This is a genomic window from Thermococcus camini, from assembly GCF_904067545.1.
In the GTDB taxonomy this organism is placed as follows: Archaea; Methanobacteriota_B; Thermococci; order Thermococcales; family Thermococcaceae; genus Thermococcus; species Thermococcus camini.
In genome coordinates, this window is record NZ_LR881183.1 from 1,239,367 (window position 1) to 1,255,598 (window position 16,232).

Annotated in this window: 23 protein-coding genes and 1 pseudogene; 15 read left to right on the forward strand and 9 right to left on the reverse strand. The window is 52.8% G+C overall.

Translation table 11 applies throughout. The features are described from left to right. Positions 1–59: 59 nt before the first annotated feature. Positions 60–947: a nucleotide-binding protein gene (locus TIRI35C_RS06740; RefSeq protein WP_188202247.1), complete on the reverse strand. Its 888-nt coding sequence runs from the start codon at positions 945–947 to the stop codon at positions 60–62. Next, complete coding sequence (locus TIRI35C_RS06745) at positions 947–1,816, reverse strand: nucleotide-binding protein (protein WP_188202248.1); 870 nt, start codon at positions 1,814–1,816, stop codon at positions 947–949. The genes TIRI35C_RS06740 and TIRI35C_RS06745 overlap by 1 nt, the downstream gene beginning before the upstream one ends. Positions 1,817–1,889: 73 nt before the next feature. Here TIRI35C_RS06745 and TIRI35C_RS06750 point away from each other — a divergent pair, with 73 nt between their 5' ends. From TIRI35C_RS06750 to TIRI35C_RS06760, 3 genes are read left to right on the forward strand one after another with little or no spacing between them, the layout of a single operon-like run. Continuing rightward, positions 1,890–2,297, forward strand: coding sequence for a NifB/NifX family molybdenum-iron cluster-binding protein (locus tag TIRI35C_RS06750; protein ID WP_188203100.1), 408 nt, complete (start codon positions 1,890–1,892; stop codon positions 2,295–2,297). Positions 2,298–2,300: 3 nt separating this feature from the next. Then, positions 2,301–2,732 (forward strand): methyltransferase family protein, encoded by a 432-nt coding sequence (locus TIRI35C_RS06755; RefSeq protein ID WP_188202249.1) that lies wholly within the window; start codon positions 2,301–2,303, stop codon positions 2,730–2,732. Further along, positions 2,680–3,213 (forward strand): DUF2250 domain-containing protein, encoded by a 534-nt coding sequence (locus TIRI35C_RS06760; RefSeq protein WP_188202250.1) that lies wholly within the window; start codon positions 2,680–2,682, stop codon positions 3,211–3,213. The genes TIRI35C_RS06755 and TIRI35C_RS06760 overlap by 53 nt, the downstream gene beginning before the upstream one ends. Here TIRI35C_RS06760 and TIRI35C_RS06765 read toward each other — a convergent pair. Beyond that, positions 3,210–3,872: an MBL fold metallo-hydrolase gene (locus TIRI35C_RS06765; protein ID WP_188202251.1), complete on the reverse strand. Its 663-nt coding sequence runs from the start codon at positions 3,870–3,872 to the stop codon at positions 3,210–3,212. The two genes, TIRI35C_RS06760 and TIRI35C_RS06765, sit on opposite strands and share 4 nt — an antisense overlap. 75 nt (positions 3,873–3,947) lie before the next feature. Between TIRI35C_RS06765 and tsaA the strand changes: the two genes are divergently transcribed. The 7 genes and pseudogenes from tsaA (at position 3,948) to TIRI35C_RS06800 (ending at position 7,944) form a co-directional block, all read left to right on the forward strand. Continuing rightward, the gene (gene tsaA / locus TIRI35C_RS06770; protein ID WP_188202252.1) at positions 3,948–4,433 is read left to right on the forward strand and encodes a tRNA (N6-threonylcarbamoyladenosine(37)-N6)-methyltransferase TrmO; all 486 of its coding nucleotides are present in this window, start codon (positions 3,948–3,950) and stop codon (positions 4,431–4,433) included. A 230-nt stretch (positions 4,434–4,663) separates the two neighbouring features. Next, positions 4,664–5,269, forward strand: coding sequence for a NifB/NifX family molybdenum-iron cluster-binding protein (locus tag TIRI35C_RS06775; protein ID WP_188202253.1), 606 nt, complete (start codon positions 4,664–4,666; stop codon positions 5,267–5,269). 56 nt (positions 5,270–5,325) lie between these two features. Then, positions 5,326–5,541, forward strand: coding sequence for a hypothetical protein (locus TIRI35C_RS06780; protein WP_188202254.1), 216 nt, complete (start codon positions 5,326–5,328; stop codon positions 5,539–5,541). A 55-nt stretch (positions 5,542–5,596) separates the two neighbouring features. Beyond that, on the forward strand, positions 5,597–6,052 hold the full coding sequence (locus TIRI35C_RS06785; RefSeq protein WP_188202255.1) for a NifB/NifX family molybdenum-iron cluster-binding protein: 456 nt from the start codon (positions 5,597–5,599) through the stop codon (positions 6,050–6,052). Positions 6,053–6,238: 186 nt separating this feature from the next. Further along, the gene (locus TIRI35C_RS06790; RefSeq protein WP_188202256.1) at positions 6,239–6,547 is read left to right on the forward strand and encodes a nuclear hormone receptor family protein; all 309 of its coding nucleotides are present in this window, start codon (positions 6,239–6,241) and stop codon (positions 6,545–6,547) included. A gap of 6 nt (positions 6,548–6,553) precedes the next feature. Next, complete coding sequence (locus tag TIRI35C_RS06795; protein WP_188202257.1) at positions 6,554–7,135, forward strand: DUF998 domain-containing protein; 582 nt, start codon at positions 6,554–6,556, stop codon at positions 7,133–7,135. A gap of 18 nt (positions 7,136–7,153) precedes the next feature. Further along, positions 7,154–7,944 (forward strand): annotated as a pseudogene (locus tag TIRI35C_RS06800) (SDR family oxidoreductase). A gap of 291 nt (positions 7,945–8,235) precedes the next feature. Here TIRI35C_RS06800 and TIRI35C_RS06805 read toward each other — a convergent pair. Then, the gene (locus TIRI35C_RS06805; protein ID WP_188202258.1) at positions 8,236–8,655 is read right to left on the reverse strand and encodes a PPC domain-containing DNA-binding protein; all 420 of its coding nucleotides are present in this window, start codon (positions 8,653–8,655) and stop codon (positions 8,236–8,238) included. A 56-nt stretch (positions 8,656–8,711) separates the two neighbouring features. On the opposite strand from TIRI35C_RS06805, the gene TIRI35C_RS06810 reads away from it, so the two are divergent. Beyond that, positions 8,712–9,284 carry a hypothetical protein gene (locus TIRI35C_RS06810; RefSeq protein ID WP_188203101.1) on the forward strand — a complete coding sequence of 191 codons (573 nt, stop codon included), beginning with the start codon at positions 8,712–8,714 and terminating at the stop codon, positions 9,282–9,284. Here TIRI35C_RS06810 and TIRI35C_RS06815 read toward each other — a convergent pair. Together TIRI35C_RS06815 and TIRI35C_RS06820 are read right to left on the reverse strand one after the other, a co-directional pair. Next, entirely contained in the window at positions 9,281–9,712 is a 432-nt protein-coding gene (locus tag TIRI35C_RS06815; RefSeq protein WP_188202259.1) for a chromate resistance protein ChrB domain-containing protein, read from the reverse strand. The two genes, TIRI35C_RS06810 and TIRI35C_RS06815, sit on opposite strands and share 4 nt — an antisense overlap. Positions 9,713–9,790: 78 nt before the next feature. Further along, positions 9,791–10,249, reverse strand: a complete 459-nt coding sequence (locus TIRI35C_RS06820) for a 6-pyruvoyl trahydropterin synthase family protein (RefSeq protein ID WP_188203102.1) — start codon at positions 10,247–10,249, stop codon at positions 9,791–9,793. Between the two features lie 93 nt (positions 10,250–10,342). Between TIRI35C_RS06820 and TIRI35C_RS06825 the strand changes: the two genes are divergently transcribed. After that, entirely contained in the window at positions 10,343–10,699 is a 357-nt protein-coding gene (locus TIRI35C_RS06825) for a DUF134 domain-containing protein (RefSeq protein ID WP_014011664.1), read from the forward strand. Between the two features lie 430 nt (positions 10,700–11,129). Here TIRI35C_RS06825 and TIRI35C_RS06830 read toward each other — a convergent pair whose 3' ends face one another. Together TIRI35C_RS06830 and purB are read right to left on the reverse strand one after the other, a co-directional pair. Continuing rightward, positions 11,130–11,480, reverse strand: coding sequence for a hypothetical protein (locus TIRI35C_RS06830; protein WP_188202260.1), 351 nt, complete (start codon positions 11,478–11,480; stop codon positions 11,130–11,132). A gap of 1,004 nt (positions 11,481–12,484) precedes the next feature. Further along, positions 12,485–13,840: an adenylosuccinate lyase gene (gene purB, locus TIRI35C_RS06835; RefSeq protein ID WP_188203103.1), complete on the reverse strand. Its 1,356-nt coding sequence runs from the start codon at positions 13,838–13,840 to the stop codon at positions 12,485–12,487. A 192-nt stretch (positions 13,841–14,032) separates the two neighbouring features. Between purB and albA the strand changes: the two genes are divergently transcribed. The 3 genes from albA (at position 14,033) to TIRI35C_RS06850 (ending at position 15,667) form a co-directional block, all read left to right on the forward strand. After that, positions 14,033–14,308 carry a DNA-binding protein Alba gene (gene albA, locus TIRI35C_RS06840; protein ID WP_014011661.1) on the forward strand — a complete coding sequence of 92 codons (276 nt, stop codon included), beginning with the start codon at positions 14,033–14,035 and terminating at the stop codon, positions 14,306–14,308. A 109-nt stretch (positions 14,309–14,417) separates the two neighbouring features. Beyond that, positions 14,418–15,083 carry an ArsR/SmtB family transcription factor gene (locus TIRI35C_RS06845; protein WP_188202261.1) on the forward strand — a complete coding sequence of 222 codons (666 nt, stop codon included), beginning with the start codon at positions 14,418–14,420 and terminating at the stop codon, positions 15,081–15,083. A 50-nt stretch (positions 15,084–15,133) separates the two neighbouring features. Further along, positions 15,134–15,667, forward strand: coding sequence for a CBS domain-containing protein (locus TIRI35C_RS06850; protein WP_188202262.1), 534 nt, complete (start codon positions 15,134–15,136; stop codon positions 15,665–15,667). Here the strand turns inward: TIRI35C_RS06850 and TIRI35C_RS06855 are convergent. Then, entirely contained in the window at positions 15,657–16,199 is a 543-nt protein-coding gene (locus TIRI35C_RS06855; protein ID WP_188203104.1) for an NTPase, read from the reverse strand. The two genes, TIRI35C_RS06850 and TIRI35C_RS06855, sit on opposite strands and share 11 nt — an antisense overlap. Between the last annotated feature and the right edge of the window lie 33 nt (positions 16,200–16,232).

Sequence of the window (16,232 nt, forward strand, 5' to 3'; positions counted from 1 at the left end):
GACTACGCGAGGGGGCTTTTAAGGTTTGGGTTGGAAAGCAAAGGGGGAAGAAAAGGGGCTCACTTAAGTATCTCTTCCCTGACCCTCTCCGCTATCCCCCTCATCGCTTCGGCAGCCTTCGAGTCCGGAAAGGCCTCGACGAAGGGCTTAAGCATGCTCATGCTCCTCGGAATGGCCCTGTCGTAGGGTATCTCACCGAGTATCGGGATTCCCTCGGCTTCGGCCCACTCCCTCAGGGCAGTAAAGCCGGGGTTGAAGTCGGCCTTGTTGATGATGAGGTAAGCCGGCTGCCTGAAGTGCTGGACGACCTTGTAGGCCCTCTGGACATCGCTGAGGGAAGCCGGTGTTGGCTCAGCAACTAGTATCGTCAAATCCGCCCCACCGATGCTCGCTATGACCTGGCAGCCTATTCCAGCGGCGCTGTCCACTATCATGTGCTCAAGACCGAGCTCGCCCATGAGCTTCTTCGCCCACTCCTTCTCCTCGGTAACGAGCTTTCCGCTGTTGGGCCTTCCAACGTCGAGCTGGGCAGAGATAAGAGGAAAGCCATAGCGCGTCATTGTTTTCCTCACCACGCCGGAGCGGACTTCCTCCAGCGTTATCGTCCCCGGAACCGGACAGACCAGACCGCATACGTTGCAGCCCTCGCAGGTCAGCTCGCTGACAACGTAGTCCCCGCCAATAACCTTGATGCAGTCGTAGGGGCAGCGCTCCTGGCAGATACCGCACCTTATGCAGCTCTCCGCATTTATCCTTGCCACCTTTGCACCTATCAGCTCCCTCTCCTCCTCCCAGCGCTCCACGCCGAGGAGCAGGTCGAGATTCGGCGCGTCTGCATCGGCATCAACGGCAACGAACCGGTACTCGTCCTTCAGCAGGTAGAGGAGTGAAGCTGTGACGGTGCTCTTCCCAACACCTCCCTTGCCGCTCGCTATGACCAGCTGCATCACTCACCACCTCCGAGGAACTCAACGACCCTGGAAGCAATCTCCCTGAAGAGCCCCGCTTCGGTATAATCCGTCAGGACTATTGGCTTCCCCTCAACGTAGCTCCTTATGATGTTCTCGCTGTACGGAATCTCCGCGATTACCTCCGCACCGTACTTCTCGGCAATCTTGCGCACCTTGCCCACGTCACCGAGGTCCGAGCGGTTCACAACGACCATCGCGGGAACATTCATCAGCTTCGCGAGTTTCAGAATCAGCTCGCCGTCATGAATGCCTAGGGGTGTCGGCTCGGTGACGGCTATGATGAGCCTCGAATCCTCAAGGGCCTTCGATACCGTGTTGCTCGTCCCCGCGGCGGTATCGACCATCAGAAGTTCCTTACCAAGCCCCTGAGCGCGCTTCTTGGCCCTCGAAACTATCGGCATCGCTCGTTCCTCACCCTCAAGGAGCCTTCCCGTGACGAGCGGGAAGCCGTAGGGAGTCTCTGTAAGATAAGTGTGCCCCATCAGCTTCTTGCCCGGCAGAATCGCCCCTGGAACCGGACAGACTATCTCACAGGCGGCGCAGCCGGAGCAGAGGTTCGGCATCAGGAAGGGCGTCCCGTCGCGCATGGTTATTATCGCGTGCTCCTCACAGACCTCGGCGCACTTCCTGCACCGGGTGCACTTCCCATAGTCGAAGCGCGGCATGAACAGTTCAACCGGCTCCTCGTTGGCCAGTTCCACGCCGAGGAGAAGGTGGTCGTTGGGAGCTTCAACATCGAGATCCGCCAGGACAAGGTCGTAGTGCTCTTTAAGCGCTATCGCGAGGTTTATCGCGACGGTCGATTTTCCAGTTCCTCCTTTCCCACCGCTCACCGCTATCTGCAAGCTCTCACCTCCAGGAATTAGGCTAACCTAAAAGCTTTTAAGCTTTGTGCATACGCTCAAAACGGTGATGCTCATGAGGTGCCTGAAGGTCGCGTTTGGAATGGAAAACGATGAGACGCTCATAGATGCCCACTACGGGGACTCGGAGTTCTTCGCGATATACGAGGTCTGCGAAGATGGTAGCGTTAAGCTGCTCGAAAAGAGGCACAATAAAGCTAAGGACTTCGAGGAGCATGATGAAGGCCATGGCGACCCCAGGAAGTTCAAGGCGGTTGTTAGTCAGCTCCTCGACGTTGACGTTTTGGCGGCCTTCAGAATGGGGCCGAACTTTTTGAGAATACGGGACAAAACCAACAAGGTGGCATTCTTCACGAGGACGAGGGACTTAAGCGTCGCCTTGGAGAGACTCATCGAGAACTTCGACGACATCTATACTCAAGTTCAGGCCAAAAAGGCCGAAAAGCCGCCGATAGAGGAGTGAGCGATGAGGTTCCTTGGGATAGTTCCCAAGGTTTCCCTTTTCGCGGTTCCCTACGCGGTTCTCGCATTTTGCCTAAACTCGAAGCTCTCCAGACCATTTATCAGGTTTCCCAGTATGGGAATTGCCCTTCTCACAGTTGGCATAGCACTCTGGCTCCTCTGCTATTTCCAAGTTTCAAGGGCCTACCAGAAAGGCGAGCTGCTCACAACGGGGTGCTACTCTAGGATCAGACATCCTATCTATTCAATCTGGGGGCTCCTGATTCTTCCGGGCTTCTCGCTCGTCATCGACGGTTTCATGCTCGGTCTGCCTTTCGTCTACTGGCTCGCGGTGGTGAGGTTTATAGGGGAGGAGGAGAGAGCCTTAGCGGAGAGGTTCGGCGATGAGTGGAAAAGCTACGCGAGAAAAACGCCCAGGTTCATACCGAGGATCTGAGCTTCTCCCCGTTCACCTCTATATCCTGATCCATCTAAAGAGGGCGGGCGTTGATTACGCGAAGATGATTGGGAAGATGAGCGGCCTTCCGCTTGAACTCATAACGGATGCAATCGGCGCCCTCCTTGAAATCGGCCTGATAGAACGCGACCCAGGGAGCGCGGTAAAGCGAAGCAAAGCAAGCTTCAAGAAGGCCTTCGAGGTCCACAAGCACCACACCTACTACCGCCTCTCGCGCGAGGGAGAACTCTTCGTCCGCTCGATTGATGAGAGGTGGCTTGAGCGATACTTCAACGGTCTTTTTCCAGAGGGCTGGAATGTCGTTAGAGCACTCGCCCAGAGCAGGGACGTAAAGGAAGCGGGGAAAAAGGTAAACATTGACGGCGAAACCGTTGAAGAGCTGAGGATTCTCATCTTCATAACTGAAAAAGGAAGAAAAACGGAGTTCTTTAAGAGGCTGTGGGAATTCCTCGGGGTTTAAAGCTCGATGACGCTCCCCGTTCTAACCTCAACGAACTTTTCGGGATATTTCCTCCGCACATACGCCTTCGCATCCTCCCCAGAACAGTGGGCAGGAGCTATGAACTCAGTCAACTCCGACAACCTATCAAGAGCCCCGGCCGGGAGGTAATGAAAACCACCGATTACGAGGTGGGCTTTCCCATAGCCAGAAACCTCAAGGACTGCCCTTGTAAGCCCCTCAACGCCCGGATGGGAACAGCCAACGATGACGACGAGGGCTGAAGGAGTTTCAACCCCGATAGCTTGCTCAAAACCGTTTAAGGGCCCCGAAGTCCAAACCCCTGCCTCAAGTTCACCGGCCTTCCTGACCTCCCCAACCCGGAACCCCCATTGTCTCACCATCGTCCCGTTTCCCGGCGGGGCGTAGAGAGGAATTCCAGGATTCAGCTCCCCTACGAGAGGAAGGCCTCCATAGTGGTCGTAGTGCCAGTGGCTCAGAACCGCGAAGTCGAGGCCTTTTAGAGATACACCCAACACTCTGGAGTTATGGAGGAGAATCTCCCCTTTAGTGTCCGCATCAAATATGAAGCGGTTTTTTCCCTCAACCAGAACGCTCCAGCCCCAGTCGTTGAGGAAGCCCTTTCCTGGGGTATTGTCGTTGAGGACAAGGATCCGCATAGCCGCCACCAGGTTCATTTTTAGAAACCTAACGAAGGCTTTTAAGCTTCACCTCCAACGGAACTTGGGATTGAGATGGAGATAACCTACCGCATCATTGGAATCATCCACAGCCCATTCAAGGAGCCGAAGGGCGTTCCAATACAGCCTTCGGCGGCGAGGGGCGTTAGGGGAACCGTCGAGGTCTTCCCGGAGTACGCACCCGGGCTGAAGGACATCGAGGGCTTCTCGCACATCATACTAATTTACCACTTCCACCTCGCAAAGCCTGGAAAGCTTTTGGTCAAACCCTACATGGACGAGGAGGAGCACGGGGTTTTCGCCACCCGCGCACCGGGCAGACCGAACCCAATAGGCATCTCGATAGTGAGGCTCACCGGCGTCGAGGGAAACGTGCTCCATATCGAAGACGTTGACATCGTTGACGGAACGCCCCTGCTTGACATAAAGCCATATGTGCCAGAGTTTGACATAAGGGACGTTGAGAGAAAGGGCTGGCTGGAGCGAAACGTTCACAAGCTTCCGGAGGCCAGGGACGACGGCAGGTTTGTAAGGGGATAGCTGGGACTGCCTCATGATGGCAGCCCTACGAAATTCAACTTCTATCCCAAAAGCCGTCTGGGGGTAGGAAGGACTTGTTGTTGGGCGTTCTATGGGTGCCGGTGCAGTAATCCTTCTGTCGGGATGCAATATCGGAGTGGTCATTAAAAATTCCTGGGGATTAGGACAACCGAAAACTTTAAATGCTGTGCATATGCACAAAATAATAGAACGAAAGCGAGGTGGTTGAGATGAGAATCGCGATACCCACCAATGGAGGGGGGCTTGAGGACACCGTCGCCCCTGTTTTTGCCAGGGCACCGGCTTTCCTCATAGCGGACGTTGACGAAAACGGCAACGTCACCAACAGCAAGGTCATCCAGAACGGTGCCGCCATGGCAGGAGGCGGAGCCGGGCCACTGGCCGTCCAGACCTTAATCAACGAGGGCGTCGAAGCGGTGATAGCACCGCAGGTCGGCCCCAACGCCCTCGGAGCCATACAGGCCGCTGGAATAAGGCTTTACCAAGTCGCCCCGGGGACACCCGTTGAAGAAGCGATAAAGGCAGTCGTGAGTGGAAGCGTTGGGCAGTTCACAGCTCCAGTAGCACCGGCTCCGGCAACCCCAACGGCGCCAGCTCCGGCCTACGGCCCGTACCCGGCGACGCCCACATACCCGGCCTACCCCGCTTACGGCTACGGCTTTGGCTGGGGCCGCGGTGGCGGCTGGGGAAGAGGCAGAGGCTTTGGAAGGGGATGGGGCAGAGGAGGCAGAGGCTGGGGAGCGAGGCTCGGCTACTGCCCATGGACCGGCCAGCCCAGCAGGAGAACCCTCCGCTGGCTCTACGGCTGGTGGTGAGCCCTTTATTTTTACCTTATGGACATGAGCTTTGAGAACGTATCGGAGGAAGGAGAATGCCAAGAGGAATGGGAAGAGGATACGGCAGGCCGGGGTACGGATTTTACCCGTTCGGGAGCACTTATGGTCTAATCGACCTGCTCTTCCTCATCGGAATCCTGTACTTCCTGTTCAAGTTGTTCGTCGTGGCGTTTCCATACGCTCTGGGTCTGATAGTACTCTTAGCCCTCAGGTCATTCCTGAGGCCCAGGCCCTGGGGAAGGCCATTTTGAGCGTATGCAAACTTTTTTAAGTTCGGTTTTCCTAATTCTCCAGGAGGTGATGTGAATGAGGATCATAGTCTCAACCGTAAACGGAGGACTCGATGACGGGGTGAACCCGGCGTTCGGGAGGACACCAACCTTCACGATAGTTGACGTCGAAAACGGAGAAATAACCGGCGCCCAGGTCGTTCAGAACCCTGGCTATTCTCAGCCGAGGGGGGCAGGCGTTACCGCGGCGCAGTTCGTCATAGACAATGGTGCCGATGTGGTTATAGCGGGTCAGTTTGGGCCCAACTCATCGGGAGTACTCCAAGCTGCTGGCATAAGGATGGTCTCGGCCCCGGCCACGATGACCGTCAGAGAAGCCGTCGAAGCCTTCTTGAGGGGTGAGCTCACCGGGGCCGTTTTTGGCCCTGAAGGTGGAGCCGGCGGAGGAATGGGAAGAGGTATGGGACGCGGCATGGGAAGAGGCAGAGGAATGGGTCGTGGAGGCGGAATGGGAAGAGGCGGCGGTTGGTGAAACTGCTCTTCTCTTCCAACATTTTCGCGAGTACACCCAACAAAAGTTAAAGTCCTAACATAATTTGCCTCGTTCATACTGAGAAACTCTAAACCTACCCGAAGGACAGGGCCTACGAAAAGAAAAACGTAACGAGTAGAGAGGTTTTTATATGATGTGGTAGATGACAATGCTGAGGTGATTTCAATGCCGATTATGAGGCTCTGGCACGGAAGGGTGCCAATCGAAAAGGCGGACGAGTACGAAAAGTTCCTCATCGAGAGGGCGGTTCCTGACTACGGCTCCGTCGATGGACTTTTAAAGCTCTACTTCACGAGGAAGGATGAAGGAGACGTTGCCCATTTCCTTCTCGTCACGATATGGGACTCGATGGAGTCCATCAAGAAGTTTGCAGGGGAAAACCCGGAGATAGCGAAGTATTATCCAGAAGACGATGACTTCCTGCTGGAAAAAGAGAAGTACGTTCAGCATTACAGGATTTTCTACGAAGGATGACCGGGAATGAAAAGGGGCCAGCTGTGGGCTGGCATTCTTTCTCCCCAAGTAGCCCTTGGCGGGATAGGCATTGCAATCATGATAAACCGCTCCTGGTGGAAACTAACGGACAACGCGATAAGCGACCTGGGAAAGGTCGGTCTCCCGTACAATTGGGTGATGAACGTTCCGCTGTTCATATCCGCTGTTCTCGCCATCTATTATGCAGCCGGTCTGTTTGGTGAAGTTAAAAACAGGGTTTTCAGGCTTGGAATCGCCCTCTTCGTTATCGGACTGGTCTTCTTGGCCGGGGTGGCACTCTTCCCGGAGGGGACTGGGCCCCACTACCACGTCAGCTGGGGGTTCTTTCTGGCAGGGAGCATCGGGTATTTAATAGCAGGGGCAGGTCTCTGGCTCGAAGGCCTACGGAAGTTCGGAGCCTTCACGGTTTTGCTTTTCACCGCCGAGGTTCTCCTCGCGAGATGGACATTTAGAATCTTCAGCGGCGTTGCTATCGCCGAGTTCATTGGAATTTTCGCTATGATAATCTGGCACTATTCCCTGATGGGAACACTTCTAAAAGCAGGGTTTTTGGGGATTAAGGATTAACAAATAGCGGTGATCGGTATGCTCAGGATAGACCTTTCCGGCAGGTTAGCCTTTACAACGGCCTCAAGCAAAGGCATCGGCTTCGGCGTCGCGAGGGTTCTGGCAAGAGCTGGAGCGGACGTGATACTACTATCGAGAAGCGAGGAAAACCTGAAGAAAGCTATGGAGAAAATTAAAGCCGAGAGCGACGTTGAAGTCCACCACATAGTTGCCGACCTAACCAAGCGGGAAGACCTTGAGAGAACCGTTAAAGAACTCAAAGACATTGGGGAGCCCGACGTGTTCTTCTTCTCAACCGGTGGCCCAAAGCAGGGCTACTTCATGGAGATGGCCATGGAGGACTGGGAGAAGGCCGTTGAGCTGCTCCTCTATCCAGCGGTTTATCTCACCAGAGCCCTCGTCCCCGCGATGGAGAGAAAGGGCTTTGGGAGGATAATCTACTCGACCAGCGTCGCCATAAGGGAACCGATACCGAACATAGCCCTCAGCAACGTTGTGAGGATTTCAATGGCCGGCTTAGTGAGAACACTCGCGAAGGAGCTCGGGCCGAAGGGCATAACCGTCAACGGCATAATGCCCGGAATAATAAGAACCGACAGGATGATACAGCTTGCAAAGGACAGGGCGGAGAGAGAAGGAAAGACCATCGAGGAAGCCCTAGCCGACTACGCGAAGCCGATACCCTCGGGAGGCTCGGCGAGCCGGAAGAGATAGGCTACCTTGTAGCATTCCTCGCGAGCGAGCTTGGGAGTTACATAAACGGCGCCATGATTCCTGTCGATGGGGGAAGACTTAACTCCGTCTTCTGAGATGCTGCCTCTTTTTTTATACTACCCACTGAATCGGTTCAAAGTGTAGGTGACGGAGAACAGTCCAAGAAAGAAATATTTTTCTTTTTCCCGTGAAGCTTCATGCACCTTCTACCACCCGTCAAGATTCCTTGGAAAATTTTGCCTTCACGGGAATCTTTGTAGCGGATACCTGGGGTTGGATTTGGGATCGTGGTTTTTTTGCTCCGCAGTGCTCAGGATAATCAAAAATAAACGTCGGGGGAATAAGTCATCTTCTCTATGAAGTTACTGATAAGTCCCGGCCGGCATTTACACTTCCACATCCCACAGTGCCAGCCCGTTCTCCTTCGGTTTCCTCTCAAGGAGTTCTCCGAGGAGTTCCTGTATAAAGATCTCGGCCACAAAGACCTCCCCTTCAACGAGATGGCCCCCGTAGAGCATGCCGTCGGAGTCTCCTAAGGCAACGTGAATGTGAGCAAAGGGTTCCCCATCCTTGAGGCTTATGTTACCAGCGAGAGAGACTAGCTCATAGGTACCCGTCAGCTCGATGACCTTGTACTCCCTGGCTTCCTCATCGAAGTAACCTATCTTCGGGTTTTTCAGACTCCCGATGGCGCTGACGGTTCCAATCAAGACGTTGTTTTTCTTTGCAAACTCGTTTATGAACTTCAGGAGCTCCTCCCCCTCTGGAATCCGGAAGAGGAAATTCCGCCCCCTTGAAAACCTCACGGCACTCACCTCAAAGCTAATAAGCCTCTCCCGATTTAACCGTTTGGGTGAAAAGAATGAACATCAAAGGGGCGATAATGAGGGTCTTTCCAGAGATTCCGGAATTCGACGAGGTTGACTTCTCCCAGTACTCAACACCCTACGCGGCAGTTCTAATTGCCTTCTTCGAGAGCGGGAAAAGCGGCTTAAGGGAATTCGAGGAGTTCGTAGAGAAAAACGGCGGAACGAAGGCCGACGTTGGAAGGTTTCTCATCTCAATCTTCCAGTACCTTCTCATCCGGTACCGCCGCTACGGGGATGAAAAGGTCGAAGTGCCGGCGTTTAAGGTCTTCCTGACCCTCAAGGGCTGGCTCAACGAAAACGGCTTCGAGAACGATTACACCAGACTTCTTCATTCATTCGTCGGCTACCTCGTGGATATAGCGGAGAAAATTGCGGAAAAGTCTGACTGCGAGCTGGGTTTGGCATACATGAAAACCGCCTACCTGCTAACGATCGAAGCAGAGGAAACCTTCAAAGAAGAGTATTTCAGCGAACTCAAGAAGACTGCCCAGGGGATGGTCGCAGAAATCTACAGGAAATGCGGAATCAACGGAGGGCTCCCCGAAAAAAGGGAGAAGGGCTGTTAAGCCTTTCCTTCCTCAATCTGCTTCTTAAAGTAGGCGTACATGGCGTCGTAGAGGTAAAACTCCTTCTCAAGGGTTTCATAGTCATCCTTGCATATCATCCTGTATCCTCTTGCGAGTATATCGAGGGCAACCGCCAGGGGCTGGGGATTCTCAACGTGAGTGTCGGCCTCCCGAACTATCTCGGCAATCTTCAAAACGGCGGGGTCTGTTATGTTGTACTTCTCAACGAAGGCATCGAAGGAGCATTTTCCATCATGATGACCGAGCTCAACCCCCTTAAAATCAAAGGGTATTCCCTCGGTGATTGTTGCGGGGTCTGTATCGCGGGGCACGAAGATAAACTCCGCCTCGGGGTCAATAAAACGCCTTATAAGCCAGGGACACGCCACGCGGTCAACGTGGACGTGTTCACGGGTCACCCACTTCATAAGATCGCCTCGAAGAAGAGTCGACGTCTTTCTATTTACGGGTTGCGAAAATAGAGAAGACAAAGAACGGCCCAACAGTCACTTCTCAAGGGTTACCTCGGCGTAGCTCCGCGGGTCTTCCCAGATTTTTACACGGATTTTCTCCACGTTGTCTCCCGCCTTCTCCGCTATTCTCTCCGCGAACCACTCCGCTATGAACTCTGCCGTAACGTTGGGCTTATCCAGAATAACTGCCTCATCGGCGGGCAGTTCTATACGTTTTCCATTCTTTTCTATGACAATAATGTCCTCCTTCCTCTCCACCACCCAGCTCTCGCTCACGATGATCCTGTGGTCGAGGAGCTTGATAAGCCTGCTGAGGTGGTTGAAGTCAAATATCATGCCGTTCTCATTGAGGTCACCCCATATCTCGACGTCCACGTTGTAAGTGTGCCCGTGTATCCGGAGGCACTTGCTCTCGTAGGGCAGGGCAAGGAAATGCGAGCTGTCAAAGTCTTTGTGCCATCCTATCTTCCTCTCGGTCACGTGAAACCCCATAGCTCTCACCACCGAGGGTTTGATGGAGAGAGTTATAACCCTTACTGGAGGGGAAAGCCTATAAACCCCAGAGCTCAAAGGTCATCGATAGCCATGCCGATGGGAATGGGACCCGGCTGGGGCCGTGGAAGGGGAAGGAGAAGGAAGCTGAGGATGATAGGATTCGTCCCGGAGGTTAGACATTTCTATCCCGCGTTGCCCCCGATGGGCCAGCCCAAGCCACCGATTTTCATGACCTACGAAGAATTTGAGGCTCTCAGGCTGGTGGATCACGAAGGGCTGACACAGGAAGAAGCTGGAAAGAGGATGGGAGTTTCCCGAGGCACTGTGTGGAGGGCGCTGAGCTCCGCAAGGAAAAAAGTGGCCCAGATGCTGGTTGAGGGAAGGGAACTTATAATTTTACCCCAGGGAAACGAGGTCCCAAAAACTCCTGGCGAGGAAGAGTTATAGTTGGTTATTCCCTTAAAAGCAGTTCTTATTGTCGAATATTTGCCAATTCGGCTGTTCTTCTGCCGGTTTGGGATTTTAGGGTTGCCTAATTTTTGTGCGAGTTTATCTCTCAAATTTTTGGGTGAATTTATACTTTTTAAAGAGGTCACTAAAAGTACTTATTTTTATGCTTTAATAGATACTTTATAATTTATCGTTAAAATTAAAATGACACAAAATAAAAATACCAAAATTTTCAAAAATTGTAATATTACAGGATTAGAAGATTAGTAAACTCAAAAAATCTACCCTCTAAAAAAGTAAAATATCAAAAGATGAACACATTTATACGGCCCAACCAGGTTCGGACCCAGTCAGGTAGCGTTTGCTAAAAATATGCGGGAGCAAGCTCCCACACGGTACAGTCAGATTACGTGGGCCCTACTGTCGATTACATCCGCCGATACGCGGATAGTATTGCCTCCGCTAGCTCAGGAGACGTGGCCTCAACCGCCCGCACATCGATAACAAAGGCCTTAGCCAGCCCCGCATTCGCGTCTCCCCGCACAAGCTTCTCGGGATACCCCGCCTCCTTGAGGACATGCTTCTCCATACTGGTGAGGGCTTTAAACGGTATGATAAATTCAAGGTGCTTGGTTCTGTAGTTCTCTCGGAAGAACGGGCTGATCGAATCACGCAGGGGAGAGGCACACTCAAGCTTCGCAATGATTATCTCCTCCGCCAGTGGCCCCAGGCACTTGTATCCCGGGGCGGTGCATTTGGTGGTCTTGGTATCTTTCATTCGTTGGACACCTCCTGTGTGAGTACAAAAGTAGCGCCGTATTCAACACGACGGGGCATGTATTCATGGGGGTCTTTATATGAGTATCTCACAATCCAGAATCCCCGGGGCCTAAGGACTTGGCACACCTGCACTGGCACCGGCAAATAACTATCCACGACCCCACTGTCGCCCCTTGTTGGTATTTACTACTTTATTTAATTTTCCTATAATGTGCCTTATATCCAAAATCCATGGACATGTAAGAACATTAAAAAGAGCAGAAACAGAGTGGCCGATGAGTGAACTGCACGGGGGCATCCCTTACATGCTCAAAGCTATATGTTCCAGCTAACTGTCGTCAGTGCCATCCACAAATGCCACGGCGGATTGAAGTGACCCCCCACATATGGTATATTGCTGGAGACGTAAGAACTCCTAATTTGCATCTGATTCGCGGAGACAGAGCTACAGCTGCAGGAACTGCAAATAAATTATCACGATGTACTGAGAAGGATTGGATAACACAAACTGAGCATATATAGCCGCAACCAGGTTATCCCCTTCACTGAGTATTGAGGGTACAACTAGGACACCCTCTCCGAAGTGGGGATTTTATCGACAAGGTCCGGCTTCTACAGACCAAAAATTGATTACAATTAAAAGTAGTATCAATTCCAGTTGTGGGTGCTACTGCCAGTGGACTCAAAGACAGCAGCAGGGACAAAGTCACTCGTCGGTATGTGCCGGCCACACATCTTGCCCCACCCATGACGATTGTGCAAATTACGTTAGGAAAAAGTTAAAAATCCAAATTTTTTAATATTTTAACCAGTAATTTTTAAGTTGAATAAACAAGAATTAAATGTAAAATATAATTTAAGAGTGAATAATAATTAAATAGAAAACATAAAAATCACCATAATTAAATGTAATAATTCGCCCAAAAATTTGAGAGATAAATTTGACGATGGCGGCAGGACAACAAAGACGATGCAGAGAACAAAAAGTAAGAAATTAAAGTCTCACCGCCCTTCTTTTCGCTCTTTTTCCTCTATCCACGCGATTACGTTGTCGACTATCCGCGGTGCCATGCCTATGTAGTTCTCCGGCTTCAGGCTCTCAAAGTCTTCTTCAGTTAAAAACTTCCTCACATCTTTGTTTCCCATGGCAACATCTATCAGGTCCCTGTTCTCGTAGAACGCCTTCATTGCCAGTTGCCTGACGAGCTCGTGCGCCTCCTGCCGCCCCATCCCTTTCTCCGTCAGCTTCAGCATCAACGGCTCGGCCATGATGAGGTTGTTGGTCATGTAGAGGTTACTCTTAATGTTCTTCGGAAAGAACTTCAGCCCGGAGAGAACCTTCTTCATGCTCTTGAGCATCTCGTCAAGCAGGACAAAGCTCTCAGGGAGGATGACCCTTTCAACGGAGGAATTTGTGAGGTCCCTCTCGTGCCATAGGGGGTTGTTGAGCAGTGCAGGAATGACGTTGGAGTAGAGAACCCTCGCCAGGCCGCTCACCTTCTCGCTCCGTATGGGGTTCCTCTTGTGGGGCATTGTTGAAGAGCCCACCTGTTTTTTCCCAAAGGGCTCGCTGATTTCAAGTATCTCGGTCCTCTGGAGGTTCCTTATCTCCAGGGCAATCTTGTCAAGGGTTGAGGCTATGAGTGCCAGAACCATCATGAGTTCTGCATAGACATCGCGCTGGATTATCTGGTTGCTTATCCTGGCGGGTTTTAAGCCGAGGTCTTCCATGACGAGGCGCTGTATCTCAAGCCCCTTACTCCCAAAGCTCGCCATGGTGCCGACGGCGCCGCTCATCTGGCCAACTAAGACTCTTTCCTTCAGCTCATCTATTCTGTCTATGTGTCTCTGTATCTCATCCAGCCATATCGCGAACTTCATGCCGTAGGTCGTTGGGACCGCGTGCTGACCATGGGTTCTTCCGATGCAGACGGTGTACTTGTGCTCCCCGGCGAGGTTCTTGAGGATCGAACGTATCTCCTTGAGGTCGTTCTTCACTATCTCCAGGCTCTCCTTTATGAGGAGGGCGTTGGCTGTGTCTATTATGTCATTGGAGGTGGCGCCGAGGTGAACGTACTTGCCGTGCTCGCCGCAGACCTCGCTAAGGGCCTTGACGACGGCCATTATGTCGTGGTGTATCTCGGCCTCTATCTCCTTGACACGCTCCACTTTGACCCACTTCGTGTTGGCCCTCTCGGAGATGACGCGGGCACTATCCTCGGGTATGTTTCCAACCTTTGCATGGGCCCTTGCCAGAGCCGCCTCAACGTCGAGAAGTTTTTGGAGTTTATTCTCCTCATCCCAGATGCGTCTCATTTCCTCGCTCCCGTAGCGGTAGTCAATCGGATGAACGGCCATATTATCACCAACCATATGGCAATTTCAGGACCTTAAAACCTTTCGCTTAACATAAATTTGCAGGAACATGGTTGGTCATTTGATTTGCTCATCGGAGCCACAGGAGTGTTCAATAACGCTATTAAACGACCGAAAAGTATTTAACCGGAACCCGACGATAGCCTAACGACAAAACTTCCGGAGGTGCCAGAAATGGCTGAGGAGCACGTCGTCTACATTGGAAAGAAGCCGGTTATGAACTACGTCCTCGCTGTGATAACCCAGTTCAACGAGGGCGCCAAGGAGGTCAGCGTCAAGGCTCGCGGTAGGGCCATCAGCAGGGCCGTCGATGTCGCCGAGATCGTCAGGAACAGGTTCCTCCCAGAGGTCAGGGTCAAGGAGATCAGGATCGGCACCGAGGAGCTCCCGACCGCCGACGGCAGGACCGCCAACACCTCGACCATAGAGATCGTTATGGAGAAGCCGTGAATTTGACCCCCTTTCCTTTTCCTTCGGGACTCTTCTGATGCTTCAAACTGACTTGAAGCTGTGAAAAGCTTTAATACGTCCTCACCGTATTCTCCCCGGGTGGCGCCGTTTGGACTATGAGACAATAGACATACACGACGAAAGGGCCAAGGAGCTTGCTCAGATTCTGATGAACGACAAGGCCATAGCTATCCTGCATCTTGTGGAAGATCGGGCGCTGTCAATAAGCGAGATATCGCGCGAGCTGAGCCTTCCCATCTCCACGGTCTCATACCACATAGACAAAATGCTCAAGGTCGGCCTCATCGAGGTGGCGGGGAAGAAGTACGGGAAGAGGCTCCAGGAGGTCAAGCTCTACCGCGCCTCCAACAGGCCCATACTTCTCGTACCCCGCAGGAACATTGCAAAGGTGAGGAAGAAAGCCGTCATGAGCTTTGAGAAGCTACACGTTATAAGCCTGGGCCTCGCCGGGCTGGTGGCGGTCGGGGTGTACGCCGCGGCGCGGAACGTACTCGCCCCCACGAATTCCGGCGGCACAACCGGGCCAATCACTAAGTCCGCGGCGGACAACGTCTCGATGATGGTGGCATCCGAAAGGGCCATCGTTCCCTCGGCAACGAACACGAGTACCGAATCCGTGCTCCATGCGATTCACTCCACGGTGCCCCGTTCAGGTCTTGAAACCCATGCGACGGCCGTTCCGGTGGGCTTGGCCATTGTCGCGTTCATCTTAACGTTTCTCCTGATTTCGTACATTATGAAGCGCAGGAGTTGAAGAAAAGGTTTTTAAGTTTCTTCTCCAACCCCCGTTGGCGAGGTGATAAAATGGCACCTAGGATAGCCGTGGGACAAGTGGTTAAGAGGAAGGCAGTCATTGTCAAGCCGGACGATACCGTCCACAGGGTCGCCAAGATTCTCTCAAAGAACAAGGTGGGAAGCGCGGTTGTTGTTAAAGGTGACGAGGTCATTGGAATAATAACCGACCGTGATATACTCGACAAGGTCGTTGCGAAGGGAAGGGACCCCAAGACGGTCAAGGTCGAGGAGGTCATGACGAAGAACCCGATAACCATCGAGGACGACTACGAGGTTCAGGACGCGATCGACAAGATGATGGACAAGGGCATCAGGAGGCTTCTCGTTACCAGACTGGGAAGGCCGATAGGCTTCGTCACCGCGGCAGACCTTCTAGCTGCGCTCAACGCGTACAACAGTGAAAGTGAGGAGGAGACCAGCGAGGAGACCGAGGTCTACGGCATCTGCGAGCTCTGCGGTCAGTACGGCCCGCTCTACAAGGTCTACATCGAGGGCGGCGAGAAGTGGATATGCGAGAGCTGCAAGGACAGCCTCAATCTCTGACTCCCTTCAGTTCTTTCATAACTTCGTCCATTACCTCAGCGAAGGCTCTGTTTCTGTTCTCGACGCTCAGCGTGTAGAGCTTTCCACGGGGGCGGAACTTGTCAGCCATCTTCCTGTGGACAACTGCCAGAAGGGGCTTTTCTGACCTCAGAACTTCCCCCACAACGCGGATGAACTCGTCGCTCTTGTACTCCATCGGGCCGATTTCGTCTATGACTATCAGATCGGCCTCAACCAGGGCGCGTTTTATCGCCGAAACACCGACACGGTTTATTTCGTCAACATGGACGACGTACTTCCCGAAGGGAACCCCTGGGAGGTGTGAGGTTCCCCTAACGCTGGCCAGGGTTCCCTCTTCCCCGGTGTCGAGGGCCGTAATCCTGAATCCCACGCGCCTTCCTCCCCTCCGCACTTCTCTCGTGATCATTCCGCCGACGAGATAGCCCCAGCGATCGACTTCTTTAGCAACCCGCTCCACGAGCGTTGTCTTCCCGACTCCCGCCGGACCGGTCACGAATATTCTCAGCGTCATTTCAACCACCGAAGGAGATTTAAGTTCCTCCCT

Coding starts and splice junctions, on each gene's coding strand:
- TIRI35C_RS06740 (WP_188202247.1), bottom strand. CDS start 947: ATGCAGCTGGTCATAGCGAGCGGCAAGGGAGGTGTTGGGAAGAGCACC.
- TIRI35C_RS06750 (WP_188203100.1), top strand. CDS start 1,890: ATGAGGTGCCTGAAGGTCGCGTTTGGAATGGAAAACGATGAGACGCTC.
- TIRI35C_RS06755 (WP_188202249.1), top strand. CDS start 2,301: ATGAGGTTCCTTGGGATAGTTCCCAAGGTTTCCCTTTTCGCGGTTCCC.
- TIRI35C_RS06760 (WP_188202250.1), top strand. CDS start 2,680: ATGAGTGGAAAAGCTACGCGAGAAAAACGCCCAGGTTCATACCGAGGA.
- TIRI35C_RS06765 (WP_188202251.1), bottom strand. CDS start 3,872: ATGCGGATCCTTGTCCTCAACGACAATACCCCAGGAAAGGGCTTCCTC.
- tsaA (WP_188202252.1), top strand. CDS start 3,948: ATGGAGATAACCTACCGCATCATTGGAATCATCCACAGCCCATTCAAG.
- TIRI35C_RS06775 (WP_188202253.1), top strand. CDS start 4,664: ATGAGAATCGCGATACCCACCAATGGAGGGGGGCTTGAGGACACCGTC.
- TIRI35C_RS06780 (WP_188202254.1), top strand. CDS start 5,326: ATGCCAAGAGGAATGGGAAGAGGATACGGCAGGCCGGGGTACGGATTT.
- TIRI35C_RS06785 (WP_188202255.1), top strand. CDS start 5,597: ATGAGGATCATAGTCTCAACCGTAAACGGAGGACTCGATGACGGGGTG.
- TIRI35C_RS06790 (WP_188202256.1), top strand. CDS start 6,239: ATGCCGATTATGAGGCTCTGGCACGGAAGGGTGCCAATCGAAAAGGCG.
- TIRI35C_RS06795 (WP_188202257.1), top strand. CDS start 6,554: ATGAAAAGGGGCCAGCTGTGGGCTGGCATTCTTTCTCCCCAAGTAGCC.
- TIRI35C_RS06810 (WP_188203101.1), top strand. CDS start 8,712: ATGAACATCAAAGGGGCGATAATGAGGGTCTTTCCAGAGATTCCGGAA.
- TIRI35C_RS06815 (WP_188202259.1), bottom strand. CDS start 9,712: ATGAAGTGGGTGACCCGTGAACACGTCCACGTTGACCGCGTGGCGTGT.
- TIRI35C_RS06820 (WP_188203102.1), bottom strand. CDS start 10,249: ATGGGGTTTCACGTGACCGAGAGGAAGATAGGATGGCACAAAGACTTT.
- TIRI35C_RS06825 (WP_014011664.1), top strand. CDS start 10,343: ATGCCGATGGGAATGGGACCCGGCTGGGGCCGTGGAAGGGGAAGGAGA.
- TIRI35C_RS06830 (WP_188202260.1), bottom strand. CDS start 11,480: ATGAAAGATACCAAGACCACCAAATGCACCGCCCCGGGATACAAGTGC.
- purB (WP_188203103.1), bottom strand. CDS start 13,840: ATGGCCGTTCATCCGATTGACTACCGCTACGGGAGCGAGGAAATGAGA.
- albA (WP_014011661.1), top strand. CDS start 14,033: ATGGCTGAGGAGCACGTCGTCTACATTGGAAAGAAGCCGGTTATGAAC.
- TIRI35C_RS06850 (WP_188202262.1), top strand. CDS start 15,134: ATGGCACCTAGGATAGCCGTGGGACAAGTGGTTAAGAGGAAGGCAGTC.
- TIRI35C_RS06855 (WP_188203104.1), bottom strand. CDS start 16,199: ATGACGCTGAGAATATTCGTGACCGGTCCGGCGGGAGTCGGGAAGACA.